Raw genomic sequence first — 17,927 nt, 5'->3', positions numbered from 1 at the left:
CCGGCCTCGTACCACCTTTCTGGAGAGAACCGATGACGGACACTCAGACGGCCCCGGCCGCCCACGGAGAAGGGGCGTCGCAGGCACCCGCCCCCGGCCGCGAGCCGCTGCTGAAGGTGGCCGGCCTCACCCGCCACTTCCCGATCCGCAGCGGGCTGCTGCGGCGCCAGACCGGCGCGGTGCGGGCGGTCGACGGCATCGACTTCACGGTCAACGCCGGCGAGACGCTGGGCGTCGTGGGCGAGTCCGGCTGCGGCAAGTCGACCATGGGCCGACTGGTCACCCGGCTCGACGAACCGACCGGCGGGAGCATCGAGTTCGAGGGCACCGACATCACCCACCTGGGTGTCGGGGCGATGCGGCCGCTGCGCCGCGACATCCAGATGATCTTCCAGGACCCGTACTCCTCGCTGAACCCCCGGCACACCGTCGGCACCATCGTCGGCGCGCCGTTCAGGCTCCAGGACGCGGTGCCGGCGGGCGGGCTCAAGAAGGCCGTCCAGGAGCTGCTGGAGCTGTGCGGGCTCAGCCCCGAGCACTACAACCGCTACCCGCACGAGTTCTCCGGCGGCCAGCGCCAGCGCATCGGCATCGCCCGGGCGCTCGCCCTGAAGCCGAAGATGATCGTCGCGGACGAGCCGGTCTCCGCGCTGGACGTCTCGATCCAGGCCCAGGTGGTCAACCTGCTGGACGACCTCCAGCAGGAACTCGGGCTGACCTACCTGATCATCGCGCACGACCTCTCGGTGGTCCGGCACGTCTCGGACCGGGTCGCGGTGATGTACCTCGGCAAGATCGTGGAGATCGCCGACCGGGACTCGCTCTACCGCAGCCCGATGCACCCGTACACCAACGCGCTGATGTCCGCCGTGCCCGTCCCCGACCCGCGCCGCCGCCAGCGCGCGGGCCGCGACCGCATCCTGCTCAAGGGCGACGTCCCCTCGCCGATCAACCCGCCCAGCGGCTGCCGCTTCCGCACCCGGTGCTGGAAGGCACAGGACGTGTGCGCGAGCCAGGAGCCGGTGCTGACGGCGCTCGAGACCGGGCACCAGGTGGCCTGTCACTTCCCCGAGCCGGGCGAGGGGAACGCCTCGGCGGACGTCACCGCCTGAGGTCCGCGGGCAACTCGCACGAAAGAGGCCGCCCGCCCGGGAATCCCGGGCGGGCGGCCTCTCCGGCGTCCGCGGGTCAGGCGCCGCCGGTCGGCTCGGGCTCGCGGGGCCCCGGGGCGGCGGTGGCGAGCGGCGTCGGGGCGGGCGCCGGGAAGCGGCGGTTCATCGCCCTGACCGCCCGGCGGCCGAGGTTCTGGAAGGGGATCTCGATCAGCCGGTACGAGAGGTAGGCGAGTACCACGAGCGCCCCGAGGTAGCCGAGGGTGAGCGCGGCCTGCCCCTCCAGCCCGACGATCGGCGGAAAGCTCTGCAGCTTCCAGCCGAGGAGGAACATCAGCGGGCCGTGCAGCAGGTAGACCGAGAAGCTGATCGTGCCGAGTCCGCTGAGCCAGCGCGGGAAGCGACGGCGGCGCAGCAGCATGGCGCCCGCGAACAGCGCCCAGGCGGCCAGGTAGGCGTACGAGAAGGCCTGCCAGGAGGGCGTCCAGGTGTGCCACAGCACCGTGTCGCGGTTGTACAGGTAGCCGACCGTGACGCCGGTGACGATCACGAAGGCGCAGCAGAGCAGGGCCGGGAGCCGGTCGAGCCGACCGTGCTCCAGCCGGTACAGCACCGTGCCGGCGAACATGGTCGCGAAGATCAGCATGGTCTCGAAGCCGAAGGTCCGGTTGTTCAGCGTGATCAGGACCAGGCCCAGGCCGCCGAGCAGTGACGCGCCCCAACGGGTCAGGTCCGGGCGGGCGGTGGCGATGCAGGCCAGCGCCATCAGCACCACGATCCCGCCGGCGGCCACCAGGTGCCGGGTGGCAGCCGGGTCCACCGAGAGGCCGCCGACCGGCAGCCAGGTGCCGAGGACCAGGGCGACGGACGCGAAGCCGACCGCGATCGGCGCGCTGTTGCGGTGCCAACCCCGTACGAAGAGGGCGGACACGAAGTAGTAGAAGACCATCTCGTAGGTGAGCGACCACATCACCCCGAGCGCGCTGGGCACCCCCAGCAGGTCCTGGAGCAGCAGGCCGTTGGCGGCCAGCGACAGCGCCGGGTGGTCGAAGGCGAAGCCCTGGACGATCTGGCCGCTGCGGGGCAGCACCAGCAGGCTCGCCGCCACCGCGACGGCCACCGCGGGGTAGATGCGGAAGAGGCGTCCGGTCCAGAACGCCCGGACGTCGCCGCGCCGTTCCAGCGAGGCCGGGATGATGTACCCACTGACCAGGAAGAACAGCATCACGCCGAAGAAGCCGAGGTCCAGGTACTGCGGCACCCACCCCGCGTGCGGGATCTTGTCGAGCAGCCCGAAGTGGTGCATGGCGACGGCGAGGGCGGCGATGCCGCGCAGCGCGTCGAGCCAGCCGAGCCGGGAGGCGGCGGGGGAGTCCGGTGGCTTCGGCGTCGACCGCGGCGGTGGCTTCGGCGTCGAGCGCGACGGTGAGTTCGGCGTCGACGGGCGCTTCACGAGCTTCACAGGCGGAGGCTAGCGGAATCCGTCCGGCCCCACGGCGCGCGGGCTCCGCCGGGCCGCGCGTCGGACGTTCGTGTCCGGAGCGTGAGCAGTCACCGGAACACCCGGGCGAATCGGGTACACATGGACGGTGACATCCCAGCTCTTCCCGACCGACGTGCAGCAGTCGCTGGACCTCGTCGGCATCTTCGTCTTCGCCCTCTCCGGGGGTCTGCTCGCCGTCCGCAAGAACATGGACATCTTCGGCATCTGTGTGCTGGCCGAGGTCACCGCCCTCGGCGGCGGGGTGATGCGCGACCTGGTGATCGGCGCCACCCCGGTCGCCGCGTTCACCAACCTCGGCTACTTCGTGACCCCGCTGGCCGCCGCGCTGGTGGTGTTCTTCCTGCACCCGGAGGTCGAGCGGATCAACCGGGCGGTGCAGACCCTGGACGCGCTCGGGCTGGGGCTGTTCTGCGTGACCGGCACCGCCAAGGCCCACGACTTCGGGCTCGGCGCGGTCGCGGCGATCGCGCTCGGCATGGTGACCGCGGCCGGCGGCGGTGTGATCCGCGACGTGCTGGCCGGGGAGATCCCCTCGCTGCTGCGCTGGGACCGCGAGATCTACGCCGTCCCGGCCCTGGTCGGCGCCACCGTGGTCGCGCTGCTGATCGGCGCGAACCGCCTCACCGGCCTGACCGGCACCGCGGCCGCGCTCACCGCCTTCGGCCTGCGGATGCTCGCCCTGAAGTACGGCTGGCGTGCCCCGCGGGCCTGGCACCGCAACGGTTCTCGCACCAGCGAGGAGTAGGCGAGCCGCCGTACGCGAGCGAGATCGCCTCGGCGGTGCAGAGCAGTTCCGGCACCATCCGGGCCAGTTCGGCGGGCGGCACCTCGCTCGCCGGGGCGCTCAGCGCGCAGGCCGCGACCGTCCGTCCGCCGCTTCCCGCGACCGGCGCGGCCACGCAGGTCACCGGCTCCCGGTGCTCGCGGGACTCGGCCGCCCAGCCCCGGCGGCGCACCGCCGCCAACTCCTCCGGCAGCTCCTGTCCGCGGGCGTCGTCCGCGGACAGCCCGGCGAGCAGCACCCGGCCGACCGCCGTCCCGTCGACCGGGGCCCGGCGCCCGATCCGGGAGGGCTCGGAGCCCGGCGGCCCGGCCACCTCGTCCAGGTAGAGCACCTCGCCGTCGTGCAGCACGGCCAGCCGGACGGTGTAGCCGCAGCGGGCGTTGAGCGCGGCCAGGTACGGCGCGGCGACCTGCCGGACGTCGAAGTCCTCCAGCGCGCGGTGCGCCAGCGAGAGCACCCGGCCGCCGATCCGGTAGCGCAGATCGGGCTGGCGGCGGGCGAAGCCGTGCTCCTCCAGGGTGCGCAACAGCCGCAGGGCGGTGGACTTGTGCACCCCGAGGCTGCTGGCGGCCTGCTCCAGCGAGAGCGGCGCGTCGCCGAGTGCGTCGAGCAGGGTCAGCGCGCGGTCGACCGACTGCGACATGGCGTTCCCCGTGGATCCGGCTGACTGGTGGCGTCAGGCTAACCGGTGGGTGGCTCAGTGGTACAAACCACTGCCGGACGCGGCCGTCCGGCAGTGGTGCGTCCGGGCCGGTGTGCGGTCGGCGGCACGGTCGGGAGGCGGGCCGTGGCCGGATCGATGCGTAGCCCCGGAGGGCCGCGCGGCGCCGCGCTCTACAATCGGATGGTTATGCCATACCTGGACCATGCGGCGACCACGCCGATGCTGCCCGAGGCGATCGCCGCGATGACGGCGCACCTGGGGGTGGTCGGCAACGCCTCGGCCCTGCACGCGGCCGGCCGCCGGGCCCGCCGGGTCGTCGAGGAGTCCCGGGAATCGCTGGCCGAATCGCTGGGCGCGCGCCCCAGCGAGATCGTGTTCACCGGCGGCGGCACCGAGTCCGACAACCTGGCGGTCAAGGGCCTGTACTGGGCCCGCCGGGACGCCGACCCGGCCCGCAACCGGGTGCTGTGCAGCCCCGTCGAGCACCACGCGGTGCTGGACGCGGTGCACTGGCTCTCCGAGCACGAGGGCGCCGACGTCGAGTACCTGCCGGTGGACGGGTACGGCCGGGTGCACCCCGAGGCGCTGCGCGAGGCGATCGAGCGGGACCCCGCCGCGGTGGCGCTGGTCACCGTGATGTGGGCCAACAACGAGGTCGGCACCGTCCAGCCGGTGCGCGAACTGACCGCCGTGGCGGCCGAGTACGGCATTCCGGTGCACGCCGACGCCGTGCAGGCGCTCGGTCAGGTCCCGGTCTCCTTCGCCGAGTCGGGCCTCACCGCGCTCACCGTCACCGGGCACAAGATCGGCGGCCCGTTCGGCATCGGCGCGCTGCTGCTCTCCCGGGGCGCCGCGCCCGTCCCGCTGCTGCACGGCGGCGGGCAGGAGCGCGACGTGCGGTCCGGCACCCTCGACGCCCCCGGCTCGGCCGGCTTCGCCGCCGCTGCGGCGCTCGCCGTGGAGCGGCGGGCCGAGCACGCCGTCACCCTGGGCGCGCTGCGGGACGAACTGGTGGCCTCGGTGCTGGCCGCCGTGCCGGACGCGGTGCTCAACGGCGACCCGTCGGCCGAGGGCCGGCTGCCCGCCAACGCGCACTTCTCCTTCCCCGGCTGCGAGGGCGACGCGCTGCTGATGCTGCTGGACGCCCAGGGCATCGAGTGCTCGACGGGCTCGGCCTGCTCCGCCGGGGTGCCGCAGCCCAGCCACGTGCTGCTCGCGATGGGCGTCGACCCGCTGCTGGCGCGCGCCTCGCTGCGGTTCTCGCTCGGGCACACCTCGGTGCCGGAGGACGTCACCGCGCTGGGGAAGGCCATCGGGCCGGTCGTCGAGCGGGCGCGCAACGCCGGGCTGGCGTCGGTGCGGCGGTAGCACTCCCGCGCGGGCGGGCGTGTGCGGTGGTTCCCTCGCGCGGGCGGGCATGTCCGGCGGACCCGTAGGCTTGTACTCACCATGACTGACTTCCCGGGTGCCCCGACCACTCCGTCCACCGGCCGTCTGCGCGTGCTCGCGGCGATGTCCGGCGGAGTCGACTCCGCCGTCGCCGCCGCCCGCGCCGTCGAAGCGGGGCACGAGGTGACGGGCGTCCACCTGGCGCTCTCCGCCAACCCGCAGTCCTTCCGGACCGGCGCGCGCGGCTGCTGCACCATCGAGGACTCCCGGGACGCCTGGCGCGCGGCTGACGTGATCGGCATCCCCTTCTACGTCTGGGACCTCGCCGAGCGCTTCCGCGAGGACGTGATCGACGACTTCGTCGCCGAGTACGCGGCCGGTCGCACGCCCAATCCGTGCCTGCGCTGCAACGAGAAGATCAAGTTCGCCGCGCTGCTGGACAAGGCGATCGCCCTCGGCTTCGACGCCGTCTGCACCGGCCACTACGCCCGGATCGTCGACCTGCCGGACGGTTCGCGCGAGCTGCACCGGGCCGTCGACGGTGCCAAGGACCAGTCCTACGTGCTCGGCGTGCTCGACGCCGACCAGCTCGCCCACTCCCTCTTCCCGCTCGGCGACACCACCAAGGAAGCCATCCGCGAGGAGGCGGAGCGCCGCGGCCTGGCCGTCGCCAAGAAGCCCGACAGCCACGACATCTGCTTCATCGCCGACGGCGACACCCAGGGCTTCCTGGCCAAGCACCTCGGCACCGCGACCGGCGACATCCTCGACGTCGACGGCACCAAGCTCGGTGAGCACGACGGCGCGTACGGCTTCACCATCGGCCAGCGCAAGGGCCTGCGGATCGGCCGCCCGGCCGCCGACGGCAAGCCGCGCTACGTGCTGGACATCTCCCCGGTGAACAACACCGTGACGGTCGGCCCGGTCGAGGGCCTCGACGTCACCGGCCTCACCGCCATCCGCCCCCGCTGGTGCGGCACCGAGCCCCTCGCGGACGGCCGCTACACCGCCCAGTTGCGCGCCCACGGCGAGGAGGTGCCGGTGAGCGCCTCGGTCGTCGACGGCGAGCTGAGCGTGCAACTCGACACCCCGGTGCGCGGCATCGCCCCCGGCCAGGCCGTGGTCCTCTACGACGGCACCCGCGTCGTCGGCTCCGCCACCATCGCCACCACCGAGCGCCCGGCCGTCACCGCCTGAGCGGGAGGACTTGAGAGGGCCGGTCCAGCCAGGCCCACTGGGACTCCTCGGTGACCGTGAGCCCGAAACGCTCGGGGCCCGGGCAGCCGTGCTCCTCCCACCAGCGGTGGGCGGCCTCGATCTCGTCCCAGAGACGGCGCGGGCCGTACTGCCGGACGGTGGGGTGATCACCGTCCGCGTCGACGGCCGCCCAGGAGCGGGTGTCGGTGGTCGCGACCCAGAGCCGCTCGTCGTCCCATGCGGTCCAGACGTCGCCGACGTGCAGACCGAGGGCGAACCTGGCCTCCCACTGGTCGCCGGTGATGTCGTGCGGTGACAGGACCGTCTCGGACTCCTCCGGGACGTGCTCGTCCCGGAAGACGTCACGGTAGATCCGCAGGTCCTGCCGTTGGCCGCGCATGAGCATGAAGGCGGAGTGCGGGCTGAACCGGCCGAGGGCCCGGCCGGGTTCGACGGTGAGCTTCAGCAGGCCCCAGCAGAGCATGGGGTTGTCCCATGGGGTGAGGATGATTCCGCCGGGCCGGGTCTGTTCGATCCAGGCCCATGGGACGCGGCGGACCGAGCAGGTGGAGAGGATCCGGTCGTACGGCTGCCGGAGGGGCCAGCCGTCGGCGCCGTCCCCGCAGACCACTTCGACGTCGAGGCCCGCGGCGTTCAAGGACGCCCAGGCCTTCCGGGCGACGTCGGGGTCGACCTCGACGGAGGCGACGTGACCGGCGCCGAGGCGGTGGGCCAGGAGTGCCGCGTTCCATCCGGTGCCCGTGCCGATCTCCAGGACGTTCATGCCGGGGCGGACATCGAGGTCGCGGAGCATGCGGACGACCATCGAGGGGGCCGAGGCGGAGGAGGACGGCCAGACATCGGTGGGGTCGGGTGGCGGCTGGCCGTCGTTGACCTGGGTGACGACCGGGACGTCGGCGTAGGCCGCCTCGAACCAGCGGTCGTGGTCGGTGGAGAGGTCGCAGGGCTCGTAGGTGCCCTGGGCATCCGGCAGCCAGACGCGGTGGGGGAGGAAGTGGTGGCGGGGGACGGCGGTGACGGCCGCCTGCCACTCGCGGGGGACCGGGCCGTCGAGCGCGTCGCCGACGGCCCGGAGCAGGGCGCTGTTCGCGGCCTGCTCCGGTCGATGCGTCACTTGGTGGTCCCGTCCTTCTGCTTGTGCTTCGGCTCGGGCGCCGGGCGGGCGCTGTCGGGGGAGGGCTTGCTCGTGCCCGGGTCCTTCTTCCCGCCGTGCTTGCCGTCACTGGGCTTGTCGGTTCCCCAACCCATGGGGGGCTCCTTGCTGGTTGTCGACTACCTGTCGGGGGGCCTGGGCGTGCGCGGGCTCTGCGGCGGGGGCGGCGGGGGCGGCTTCGGCTCGGGCCAGGGCATGGCGGTGCTCCTTCGCGTAGGGGAGAGGTGGGTTGGTGTTCCCGCTCGCGCCGCCGGCTCGGCGGCGCGAGCGGGGGTTCAGCGGGGTACCGGAAGATCGGCGTGGACGACCTTGCCGAAGGGGAGGGGCGTGACACCCCAGCGGCCACGGGTGAGGCGGTCGACCATCGCCAGCCCCCGCCCCGAGGTGGCGTCGGGCCCGGCCTTGACCAGCACCGGCATGACCCGGGAACCGTCCCCGACGAGGATGCGGATGATGTGGTCGCTCGGCCGGCGCACGGCCACGACCATGCGCGTCTGGCACCCGGTTTTGACCGCATTGGTGGTGAGCTCACTGACAACGACCGAGGCGTCGTCCACGAGATCGTCCAGCCCCCACTCTCGCAGCCTGCCGGAGACGAAGCGGCGGGCAGCCCTCACCGATTCGGCCCGGTAAGGAAGGCACATGGTCGCCGGCTCCGGGGGCGGGAGGGCGGCGTTGCCCCTCACGACGTTGGAGAGGAGGGTCATCAGTGCTTCTCCTTGGCGTAGTCATCTCGCTACGGAGAGCATCGCCACAGGAGGAGGGCAGGACTATCACTCTCTGGTGATAGTCCTGCTCCAATAAGTGATAGTCAGATGCCGACCCAGTGAGCCATGCCGCTGAGCGTGCCCGGCGTCGACCGGCGCGCGGAGACGAGCCCGGCGACCGTCTCGCGCACCATCGGGTGGTAGCGCATCTGCTGGGGCGCGAGCTCCCGTGCGCGCTGCAAGGACTTCAGCGACTCATCGGAGCGGCCGATCCACAGCTGGGCTCGGGCCACCTCGGCGAGATGGGCGGCGACCCGTGAAGCCGGCCACTCCGCAGGCATCTGGATCTGCTCTGCGGCCCGTACGGCTTCCGCGTAGCGGTACTGCTCGGAGAGCGTTGCCACCCGGTGCACGGCCACATTGGTCGGGCCGAACGAGAGCCAGTGCACCCGTGCGGCCTCGCCCGTGATCTCGGCGATCCGCGTGGCCTCCGAGATGTGTCCTGCGGCCGTGTCGCCATCCCCGGATCGTGCGGCCAGGACGGCCGCGCCGAGGTGGAGTTGGCCCACCGCGACGTCCCGGACTCGTCCGGAGTCCGCCTGTCCGAGGGTGTGCGCGCCGACCGCGACGAGTCGCTTCCCGATCTCGTACTGGCCCGAGCGCAGGTAGACCAGCGAGCGGAGATACTGGCGAACTCCCGCGAGCACCGGGTCGGATCCGCGCTCGGCCGCCCAGGCCATCCGGTCCAGGGCCACCACGCACAGATCCGCGAAACCCAGCTTCGTGGTGATGTCATAGGCCGTGCGATAGGTGCTGGCCAGCACCTGCCACGCCTTCTCGGAGGGCGCCAGGTGTGCGGCCGTCGTCGCCTCGGCGATCAGGGCGGGCAATGCGCGGGCAGCATCCTTGATGCGCGTCTCGCGAACCAGTGCGCACAACTGCTCGGCATCGGCATGGAGTTCATCCGCCGGGCGGGTGGCGACGTCGGGGTCGGCGCCGAGGTCGTACAGGTCGAGCGCTTCGCGGATCGGCTGGATCAGCACATCGAGCTCGTCCTGCCGCAGCTCGGTCAGGTACGGCTGGCCGGTGAGGTCGACGGTCTGCACGGAGAGGGCCCGCGCGACGGCGGCGAGTACGGCGGGTGTGGCCGGCTTGGCGCCCTGCTCGACCTTGGTGAGCATGCTGTACGAAATGTGCGCGCGAGCAGCCAGTTCACGCTGCGTCAGGTGGCGAAGCTTGCGATACTGGGCGATGCGTTCGCCGGTGTGCTCGGAGGTGTGCCTGGGCATACTGGAACTCCGTTCGTAGCGACCACTGCGGACGATACTCGCCGAAGGTGGCGGGAACACTCCAGGTGAAAGCGCAACGGAGCTTCGTCGCTTCCGCTGGGAGTCGGGAAGGGTGGTCCTGCCCATGAGTGACAGTGCGGGGAGAGCCACGTCAGCGTCGCTCCACTCGGTGTCCGTCGCCGGGGTCGTGGTTCGAGAAGACGGCCGGGTCCTGGCGATCCGCCGGGCCGACAACGGGACTTGGGAGCCGCCGGGCGGGGTCCTGGAACTGGCGGAGGCCGTCGAGGACGGTGTGCGCCGGGAGGTCTACGAGGAGACCGGGATCAAGGTTGGAGTGGAACGGCTGACCGGCGTGTACAAGAACGTGAGTCGCGGCATCGTCGCCCTGGTCTTCCGCTGCCGACCGGAAGGCGGCGCCGAGCGGCTCTCGGACGAGTCCGCCGAAGTCGACTGGCTCACCCCGGCCGAGGTCTCCGAGCGGATGGCGGAGGTCTACGCCGTACGCGTCCTGGACGCACTCCGGAATGACCCGGCCCCGGCCGTCCGCACCCATGACGGGCGGCACCTGCTGTGACCCGGCGGCCTGCTCGCGGAGCAGGCCGCCGGGCAAACCCCGGTGAGGTGGGGCTGCGGCGCGTGATAGACCAGTCGGATTATGAACATCTCTGTCTTCTGCTCCGCGTACTCACTCGACGACCGCTACTCCGTCCCCGCCGCGGAGTTCGCCCGGCTGCTGGGGGAGGGCGGGCACACCCTCATATGGGGCGGCTCGAACGCCGGGCTGATGGGGCTGCTCGCCGACGAGGTGAAGGCGGCGGGCGGGCGGCTGGTCGGCGTGATGGTCGAGATGCTGCGGCACAAGGCGTACACCGGCGCCGACGAACTCGTCTGGACGGCCGACCTGCCGGAGCGCAAGGCGGAGCTGGCCTCGCGGGCGGACGCGGTCGTCGTGCTGGTCGGCGGGCTGGGCACCCTGGACGAGGTCACCGAGGTCCTGGAGCTCAAGAAGCACGGGATGTTCGACAAGCCGGTGGTCGTCCTGGACACCGAGGGCTTCTACTCGGGCCTGCGCACCCAGATGGAGCGGATGGACGCCGAGGGCTTCCTGCCGCGCCCCCTCGCCGAGCTGATCACCTTCGCGGACACGCCCGCCGAGGTCTTCGCCCAGCTCAAGGCCTGATTGGATCAGGACCATGGCTGCACATCTGATCACTGGCGCCGGCTCCGGCATCGGCGCCGTCCTCACCGAGAAGCTCGCCGAGCGCGGGGACGAGCTCTGGCTGCTGGCCCGCGACGCCCGTCGGGCCGCCGAGCTGCGCGAGCGCTTCCCCGGGGCGAAGACGCTCGTCGGGAACCTCGGCGACCCGGGCAAGCTCTCCTGGGCCTTCGGGCACCAGCAGCTGCCCGTCGAGCTGGACTCCCTCCTGCACGTCGCGGGCACGGTCGAGCTCGGCCCGGTCGGCGACCTGACGCCCAAGGCCTGGCAGGAGACGCTCAACGTCAACCTCGTCGCCCCCGCCGAGCTGACCCGCCTCCTGCTGCCGTCGATCCGGCTGGTCAAGGGCCACGTGCTCTTCGTGAACTCCGGCGCCGGCCTCAACGCCCACGCCGAGTGGTCCGCGTACGCGGCCAGCAAGCACGGCCTCAAGGCGCTCGCCGACGCGCTGCGCCAGGAGGAGCACGCCAACGGCGTCCGGGTCACCTCCGTCTACCCCGGCCGCACCGCCACCGCGATGCAGGTCAAGGTGCACCAGCAGGAGGGCAAGCAGTACGACGCCGACCGCTGGATCGAGCCCGAGTCCGTCGCCAGGGCGATCCTCGCGGCCCTCGACGCCTCCCGGGACGCGGAGATCACTGACATCACCGTCCGCCCCGGACGGTAGGTCCGTGCACGGGAAGTCGGCCCGGCCGACTTCCCGTGCACGCACCCGGTTCGACGAAACCTCCTGGCACCGGCCACCCGTCCGGGGCAGGGTGACCGCACCCTGCCCCGGGAGGTCCGGACGGCAAGGGCCGCCGAGCGGTGCGATGCCGCCGCCCCGCCCCGCTCCCGGACGGCCCCGGAACCGGGCCCGCGCCCGGCACCGGGGCCGTCCGGCTGAGTAGGCTCGGGCGGGTGAGCACCCCACACCCCTTCCCCGACCTGCGCGGCGCCGCCACCGGCGTCGGCTCGCTGCCCGGCACCGACGCCCGGGAGGCCGCCAAGACCTCCACCGGGGCCCTGGAACACCTGCCGTTCCTGCCCGAGCTGCCCGCCCGGGGCCCGGGCGCCGACATGATCGGGCGCGGCGCCGGCCTGCTGGTCGAGCTGTTCGCGCAGACCGAGCCGAGCGGCTGGCGGTTCACCGACCGTCCCGGCCGGGACACCCGGCGCGCCCACTCCTGGCTCGGCGAGGACCTGGACGCGCTGGAGGAGTTCACCCAGGGCTACCAGGGCGCGCTCAAGGTCCAGGCCGTCGGCCCCTGGACGCTGGCGGCGAACATCGAGCTCAAGCACGGCGAGAAGGCCCTCGCCGACCCCGGCGCGTGCCGCGACATCGCCGGCTCGCTCACCGAGGGGCTGCGCCGCCACCTCGCGGACGTCCGCAAGCGGGTGCCCGGCGCGCAACCGGTCCTCCAGCTCGACGAGCCCTCGCTGCCCGCCGTCCTGGCCGGGTCGGTGAAGACCGCCAGCGGCTTCCAGCGGCTGCGCGCCGTCGACCGGCAGGTCGCCGAGGAGGTGCTGCGCGAGGTGGTCCGGAACCTCGACGCGCCCGTGGTGGTGCACAGCTGCGCCCCGGACGTCCCGGTCCCGCTGCTGCGCCGCGCCGGCGTCGCCGGGATCTCGCTCGACTTCTCCCTCCTCACCGAGCGCCAGGACGACGATCTCGGCGAGGCCGTGGAGGGCGGCACGATGATCCTCGCCGGTGTCGTCCCCGCCGTTGACCAGGCGGTGTCCGACCCTGCCGGTAGTGTCCAGGGTGTCAGGACCCTGTGGCGCAGGCTCGGGTTCGCCCCGGAGCTGCTGGGCCGCCGCGTGCTGGTGACGCCGACCTGCGGACTGGCCGGGGCCTCCCCGGCGTACGCGCGCAGGGCGCTGTCCTCCGCGGTGCGGGCGGCGCAGAGCCTGGTGGACAACCCGGAATGAGAATGCAGGAGGGCTTGCGGTGACGGCTGTCGAGGGCTGGGAGGACGTCCCGGCGGAGGTGCGCGGGCGGCACGCCGAGCTGGCGCAGGAGATCACCGACCACCGGGCCCGGTACTACGAGCAGGACGCGCCGGTCGTCAGCGACGCCGAGTTCGACGCGCTGATGCGGGAGCTGGAGGGGATCGAGGCCGAGCACCCGGCCCTGGTCACCCCGGACTCGCCGACGCAGCGGGTCGGCGGCGCGGCCACCGGGCTGTTCGCCGAGGTCGAGCACCGCGAGCGGCTGCTCAGCCTGGACAACGCGATGGACGACGAGGAGCTGGCCGCCTGGGCCGAGCGGGTCGCCACCGAGCTGCACGGCATCGACTACCACTACCTGTGCGAGCTCAAGGTGGACGGCCTGGCCGTCAACCTCACGTACGAGAACGGCCAGTTGACGCAGGCGGCGACGCGCGGCGACGGCCGGGTCGGCGAGGACATCACCCCCAACGTCCGCACCATCAAGGAGATCCCGCACCAGCTCAAGGGCGACGACGTCCCCGAGCTGGTGGAGATCCGCGGCGAGGTCTACTTCCCGACCGAGGCCTTCGACGCGCTCAACGCCTCCTTCGCGGAGGAGAACGAGCGCCGCCGGCAGGAGAACGAGGAGCGCGCCAAGGAGGGCAAGCGGCCCCGGGCGATGATCCGGCTGTTCATGAACCCCCGCAACGCCGCCGCCGGTTCGCTGCGCCAGAAGGACCCGCACGTCACCGCCTCCCGCCCGCTGCACATGGTGGTGCACGGCATCGGCGCCCGGGTCGGCTTCGACATCGACAACCAGTCGCACGCCTACCGGCTGCTGCACGACTGGGGCCTGCCCACCGCCCGCCACAACAAGGTGGTGAAGACGCTCGCCGAGGTGCGGGCCTTCATCGCGCACTTCGGCGAGCAGCGGCACTCGGTCGAGCACGAGATCGACGGCGTCGTGGTGAAGGTGGACGAGATCGCCCTGCAGGGCCGGCTCGGCGCCACCTCCAAGTCCCCGCGCTGGGCGATCGCCTGGAAGTACCCGCCGGAGGAGGTCACCGGCAAGCTGGCCGAGATCAAGGTCGGCATCGGGCGCACCGGCCGGGCCACCCCGTACGCGGTGCTGGCCGAGCCGGTGAAGGTGGCCGGCTCGATGGTGCAGTACGCGACGCTGCACAACCAGGACGTCGTCAAGGCCAAGGACGTGCTGCTCGGCGACACCATCGTGCTGCGCAAGGCCGGCGACGTCATCCCGGAGATCCTCGGCCCGGTCTACGACCTGCGGGACGGCACCGAGCAGGCCTTCGTGATGCCCTCGCACTGCCCGGAGTGCGGCAGCGAGCTGCGGCCGATGTCCGAGGGGGACATCGACCTGCGCTGTCCGAACGCGCGGTTGTGCCCGGCCCAGATCCGGGAGCGGATCGCCTTCCTCGGCGGTCGGCAGTGCCTGGACGTGGAGGGGCTCGGCTACGTCGCGGCCACCGCGCTGACCCAGCCGCTGGAGCCGGCCGAGGCGCCGGTGCGGAACGAGGCGGACATCTTCGGGCTGACGCAGGAGAAGCTGCTGCCGATCAAGGTGCTGGTCCGGGACCCGAAGACCGGCATGCCGAAGCCGGACGACAAGACGGGCAAGGAGAAGGAGGTCTTCTTCTTCGCCACCACCAAGGGCGAGCCGAAGAAGTCGCTCCAGGCCCTGATCGACAACCTGGAGGCGGCGAAGACGCGGCCGCTCTGGAGGTTCGTCAACGGCCTGTCGATCCGGCACGTCGGCCCGGTCGCCGCGCAGGCGCTGGCCCGGGAGTTCCGCGACCTGGAGAAGATCTTCGAGGCGAGCGAGGAGCAGCTGGCGGCCGTCGAGGGGGTCGGCCCGATCATCGCCCGCTCGATCAGGGAGTGGCACGCGGAGGAGTGGCACCGGAACATCCTGGAGAGCTGGAAGGCGGCCGGTGTCCGCTTCACCGAGGAGTTCGCGGACGAGGAGGAGGCGGAGCGCCCGCTGGAGGGCCTGACCGTCGTGGTGACCGGCACCCTGGCCGGCCACACCCGGGACGGCGCCAAGGAGGCGCTGACGTCGCGCGGAGCGAAGGTGACCGGCTCGGTTTCGAAAAAGACCGATTTTGTGGTCGCTGGTGACAACCCTGGGTCCAAGTACGACAAGGCTGTTCAGCTCGGCCTGCCGGTTCTGGACGACGCCGGATTCGCCGTCCTGCTCGCCGACGGGCCGTCCGCCGCCCGTGCCCACCTGGGACTTCCGGAGCCGGAGGAGGCCGGGGAGGCGAAGAAGGAGCCCGTCGAGGACTGACCCGGAGCGGACCCGAGCGGTCCGTGACCGGATCGGTGTTGTTATCGTCCTGATGCAACGTCACCGGGTGCCGCAGAGTGAAAGCGGGCATTGTGTCACTGTGCGGCACCCGAGAGCGGTGGCGCGTTTCCGGTTGTCCGAAAGTCTGCCCACCGGGTGGACACCGGCTTACCCTGGAGCGCAACAGAGTGTCAGCAGGGGTGGGGGCACCGGCTGGGCCGGTGCTCCTCGGGGTCGCTCCATGCCCGGCAGCTGTCGGTACCGGCACGGTGCCTCACCGTAAGGCGGCCTGACGGGGCGGGCCCGACGGAGGACAGGGCTTATGGATCGTACGACCGGCGGTGCGCCCACACGCCCGCCGCAGGGGGTGGCGGGTGCGGTCCTGCTGCTCGGCGTGCTGCTGGCCGGAGCAGCGCCGCTCATCCCGCTGGCCGTCCTGGTCTACCGGTACGAACCCGAGCTGCTGCCGCTGTTCGCGGTGCCCCTGGCGGTGCTGGTGGCGGCCTGGCGGATCGCCCGGGACCGCGCCCGCGACCAGCTGACCGACCCGCTGACGGACCTGCCCAACCGTCAGGCCCTGCTGCTGGCCGCCCAGGAGGCGATCGCGGAGTGCGAGGAGGGCTACAGCGTCGGTCTCATCCTGCTTGACCTCGATCGGTTCCGATCACTCAACGACACACTCGGTCATACGGCCGGTGACCGGCTGCTGGTTCACATCGCCCGCCGGCTGCACCGGGCCCTGCGCTCCGGCGGCCCGGCCGGCAGCGCCACCCGGGAGTCCATCGACGACGTCTTCGCCGGCCTGCCCCGGCACTACCGCCGCGGCCGCCCGATGGTGGCCCGGATGGGCGGCGACGAGTTCGCCGTCCTGCTGCCCGGCATCAACTGCCCGGACAGCCTGGAGCGGGTCGCCAAGGCGCTGATCGCCGAACTGGCCGCCCCGATCCGGCTGGACGGGCTGCTGCTCGTCCTGGAGGCCAGCGGCGGCGTCTGCGTCTACCCCCAGCACGCCCAGGACGCCGAGGCCCTGCTGCGCCGGGCCGACGTCGCGATGGGCCACGCCCAGCGCGGATGCAGCGGCGTCGCCCAGTACGACGAGACCCAGGACGCCGACACGCCGTACCGGATCGGACTGCTGGGGGACCTGCGCCGGGCGCTGGAGACCGGCGAGGTGCAGCTGCACTACCAGCCGAAGGTGGCCTTCGACGGCCGGGTGGTCGGCCTGGAGGCGCTGCTGCGCTGGGAGCGGCCCGGCCAGGGGAAGGTCTCGCCGGACGAGTTCGTCGGGCTCGCCGAGTCCAGCGGCCTGATGCCCCGGCTCACCGACTACGTGCTGGAGGCGGCCGTCGGCCAGCTCGCGTACTGGCGCGAACAGGGCCTCCAGGTGCAGGTCGCGGTCAACGTCTCGCCGCGCGACGTGCTCAACCCCGGCTTCGCCCAGCGGGTGGCCGGCCACCTCGTGCGCCACCAGGTGCCGGCCCACGCGCTCCAGCTGGAGATCACCGAGCGGCTGCTGCTGGACGACTCCCGGCGGGCCGCCGACACCCTGGCCGAGCTGCGCGGCTACGGCGTCGGGATGTCCCTGGACGACTTCGGCACCGGGCACTCCTCGCTGGTGCGGCTGCGCAGCCTTCCGGTCGGCGAGCTGAAGATCGACCGCTCCTTCGTCTCCCGGATGGTCGCCGACGACCACGACGCGGCGGTGGTCCGCTGCTCGGTGGAGCTCGCCCACTCGCTGGGCCTGACCGTGGTCGCCGAGGGCGTCGAGGACGACGAGACCTGGGAGCGGCTGCACTGCATGGGCGTGGACGCCGTCCAGGGCTGGCTGGTGTCGGCCGCGCTGCCGGCCGAGCAGGCCACCGCCTGGCTGCGGGTGCACCGCACCGGCGCGCCGCCGGTGGAGCGGTGCGGCGTGCCGCCCCAGCTGCACGCGGGCTTCCAGCCGGCCCAGAGCGCCAGGCCGGTCGCCCAGGCGGCCAGGCCGCCGGTGCTGCCGCCGACGCTCCCGCCGGTCCGGCCGCCGGTCATCCCGCCCACGCTGCCGCCGGTGGCCCAGGTGGTGCAGGCCGCGCACCGGGAGATCAAGCCGCAGGGCTGGGCCCGCCCCCGGCCGCAGTAGCCCGCGGCGCGGCCCCGGTGGTCCGCCGCGCCGCGGTCCCGGGAAGCCCGCCCGGACGCCGCGGCGCGACCCGGGGAGGCCCGGTGACGGGCGCCGCGGCTCACTCGTTGGCCGGGGCGGGGGACGGGCCCCATAGGATGGGGTCCAAAGACCATGAGGACGGAGCGCCGAACCCGGCTGCTCCTGCCCGGGCCCGGCACCGCTCGCAAGGCACCGCCGGGTCTCACCAGAACTCACCCTGAGGATCGCTGCATGCCTGGCATCACGCGCGAGGAGGTCGCCCACCTCGCCCGGCTGTCGCGTCTTGAGCTGAAGCCCGAAGAGCTGGACCACTTCGCCGAGCAGCTCGACGTGATCATCGGCGCGGTCGCCCGCGTTTCCGAGGTCGCCGGACAGGACGTCCCGCCGACCTCCCACCCGCTGCCGCTGACCAACGTCATGCGTGCGGACGAGGTGCGGCCGTCGCTCACCCCGGAGCAGGCGCTGTCCGGCGCCCCCGCCGCCGAGGAGCAGCGTTTCCGTGTGCCGCAGATCCTCGGGGAGGACTGAGCGA

The 17,927-nt window shown here is 72.7% G+C and carries 17 protein-coding genes; 11 read left to right on the top strand and 6 right to left on the bottom strand.

Annotation, left to right across the window (positions count from 1 at the left end; genetic code table 11):
• Positions 1–32 precede the first annotated feature (32 nt).
• Positions 33–1,112, top strand: coding sequence for a dipeptide ABC transporter ATP-binding protein (locus ABZ449_RS22900; protein ID WP_360348780.1), 1,080 nt, complete (start codon positions 33–35; stop codon positions 1,110–1,112).
• A 76-nt stretch (positions 1,113–1,188) separates the two neighbouring features.
• Here the strand turns inward: ABZ449_RS22900 and ABZ449_RS22895 are convergent, their stop codons facing one another.
• Entirely contained in the window at positions 1,189–2,574 is a 1,386-nt protein-coding gene (locus tag ABZ449_RS22895; RefSeq protein WP_360348777.1) for an acyltransferase, read from the bottom strand.
• Positions 2,575–2,701: 127 nt separating this feature from the next.
• On the opposite strand from ABZ449_RS22895, the gene ABZ449_RS22890 reads away from it, so the two are divergent.
• On the top strand, positions 2,702–3,361 hold the full coding sequence (locus ABZ449_RS22890; RefSeq protein WP_360348774.1) for a trimeric intracellular cation channel family protein: 660 nt from the start codon (positions 2,702–2,704) through the stop codon (positions 3,359–3,361).
• On the opposite strand, the gene ABZ449_RS22885 is transcribed toward ABZ449_RS22890, so the two are convergent.
• Positions 3,267–4,043: an IclR family transcriptional regulator gene (locus ABZ449_RS22885; protein ID WP_360348771.1), complete on the bottom strand. Its 777-nt coding sequence runs from the start codon at positions 4,041–4,043 to the stop codon at positions 3,267–3,269. The two genes, ABZ449_RS22890 and ABZ449_RS22885, sit on opposite strands and share 95 nt — an antisense overlap.
• A gap of 207 nt (positions 4,044–4,250) precedes the next feature.
• Here ABZ449_RS22885 and ABZ449_RS22880 point away from each other — a divergent pair, with 207 nt between their 5' ends.
• Positions 4,251–5,432: a cysteine desulfurase family protein gene (locus ABZ449_RS22880; protein ID WP_360348768.1), complete on the top strand. Its 1,182-nt coding sequence runs from the start codon at positions 4,251–4,253 to the stop codon at positions 5,430–5,432.
• Between the two features lie 81 nt (positions 5,433–5,513).
• On the top strand, positions 5,514–6,650 hold the full coding sequence (gene mnmA / locus ABZ449_RS22875; RefSeq protein ID WP_360348765.1) for a tRNA 2-thiouridine(34) synthase MnmA: 1,137 nt from the start codon (positions 5,514–5,516) through the stop codon (positions 6,648–6,650).
• Here mnmA and ABZ449_RS22870 read toward each other — a convergent pair.
• From ABZ449_RS22870 to ABZ449_RS22855, 4 genes are all read right to left on the bottom strand, one after another.
• The gene (locus ABZ449_RS22870; RefSeq protein WP_360348762.1) at positions 6,640–7,785 is read right to left on the bottom strand and encodes a methyltransferase domain-containing protein; all 1,146 of its coding nucleotides are present in this window, start codon (positions 7,783–7,785) and stop codon (positions 6,640–6,642) included. The genes mnmA and ABZ449_RS22870 overlap by 11 nt on opposite strands.
• The gene (locus ABZ449_RS22865) at positions 7,782–7,919 is read right to left on the bottom strand and encodes a hypothetical protein (RefSeq protein ID WP_360348759.1); all 138 of its coding nucleotides are present in this window, start codon (positions 7,917–7,919) and stop codon (positions 7,782–7,784) included. The genes ABZ449_RS22870 and ABZ449_RS22865 overlap by 4 nt, the downstream gene beginning before the upstream one ends.
• 180 nt (positions 7,920–8,099) lie before the next feature.
• A complete protein-coding gene (locus ABZ449_RS22860; protein WP_360348756.1) occupies positions 8,100–8,531 on the bottom strand; it encodes an ATP-binding protein in 432 nt (143 codons plus the stop codon).
• A 104-nt stretch (positions 8,532–8,635) separates the two neighbouring features.
• Positions 8,636–9,820, bottom strand: coding sequence for a helix-turn-helix transcriptional regulator (locus tag ABZ449_RS22855; protein ID WP_360348753.1), 1,185 nt, complete (start codon positions 9,818–9,820; stop codon positions 8,636–8,638).
• 124 nt (positions 9,821–9,944) lie between these two features.
• Between ABZ449_RS22855 and ABZ449_RS22850 the strand changes: the two genes are divergently transcribed.
• The 7 genes from ABZ449_RS22850 (at position 9,945) to gatC (ending at position 17,923) form a co-directional block, all read left to right on the top strand.
• On the top strand, positions 9,945–10,394 hold the full coding sequence (locus ABZ449_RS22850; protein ID WP_360348750.1) for an NUDIX domain-containing protein: 450 nt from the start codon (positions 9,945–9,947) through the stop codon (positions 10,392–10,394).
• Between the two features lie 81 nt (positions 10,395–10,475).
• Positions 10,476–11,000 (top strand): TIGR00730 family Rossman fold protein, encoded by a 525-nt coding sequence (locus tag ABZ449_RS22845; protein ID WP_360348747.1) that lies wholly within the window; start codon positions 10,476–10,478, stop codon positions 10,998–11,000.
• Positions 11,001–11,013: 13 nt separating this feature from the next.
• Positions 11,014–11,703 (top strand): SDR family oxidoreductase, encoded by a 690-nt coding sequence (locus tag ABZ449_RS22840; RefSeq protein ID WP_360348744.1) that lies wholly within the window; start codon positions 11,014–11,016, stop codon positions 11,701–11,703.
• A gap of 233 nt (positions 11,704–11,936) precedes the next feature.
• A complete protein-coding gene (locus ABZ449_RS22835) occupies positions 11,937–12,947 on the top strand; it encodes a methionine synthase (RefSeq protein ID WP_360348741.1) in 1,011 nt (336 codons plus the stop codon).
• Between the two features lie 19 nt (positions 12,948–12,966).
• Positions 12,967–15,255, top strand: a complete 2,289-nt coding sequence (ligA, locus tag ABZ449_RS22830) for an NAD-dependent DNA ligase LigA (RefSeq protein ID WP_360348739.1) — start codon at positions 12,967–12,969, stop codon at positions 15,253–15,255.
• A gap of 322 nt (positions 15,256–15,577) precedes the next feature.
• The gene (locus ABZ449_RS22825; RefSeq protein WP_360348736.1) at positions 15,578–17,374 is read left to right on the top strand and encodes a bifunctional diguanylate cyclase/phosphodiesterase; all 1,797 of its coding nucleotides are present in this window, start codon (positions 15,578–15,580) and stop codon (positions 17,372–17,374) included.
• Positions 17,375–17,626: 252 nt separating this feature from the next.
• Entirely contained in the window at positions 17,627–17,923 is a 297-nt protein-coding gene (gene gatC / locus ABZ449_RS22820) for an Asp-tRNA(Asn)/Glu-tRNA(Gln) amidotransferase subunit GatC (protein ID WP_030057414.1), read from the top strand.
• Positions 17,924–17,927: the final 4 nt, after the last annotated feature.

This window comes from Kitasatospora sp. NPDC005856 (assembly GCF_040629945.1).
Lineage (GTDB): Bacteria > Actinomycetota > Actinomycetes > Streptomycetales > Streptomycetaceae > Kitasatospora.
This window is presented reverse-complemented; position numbering and strand designations above follow the sequence as displayed.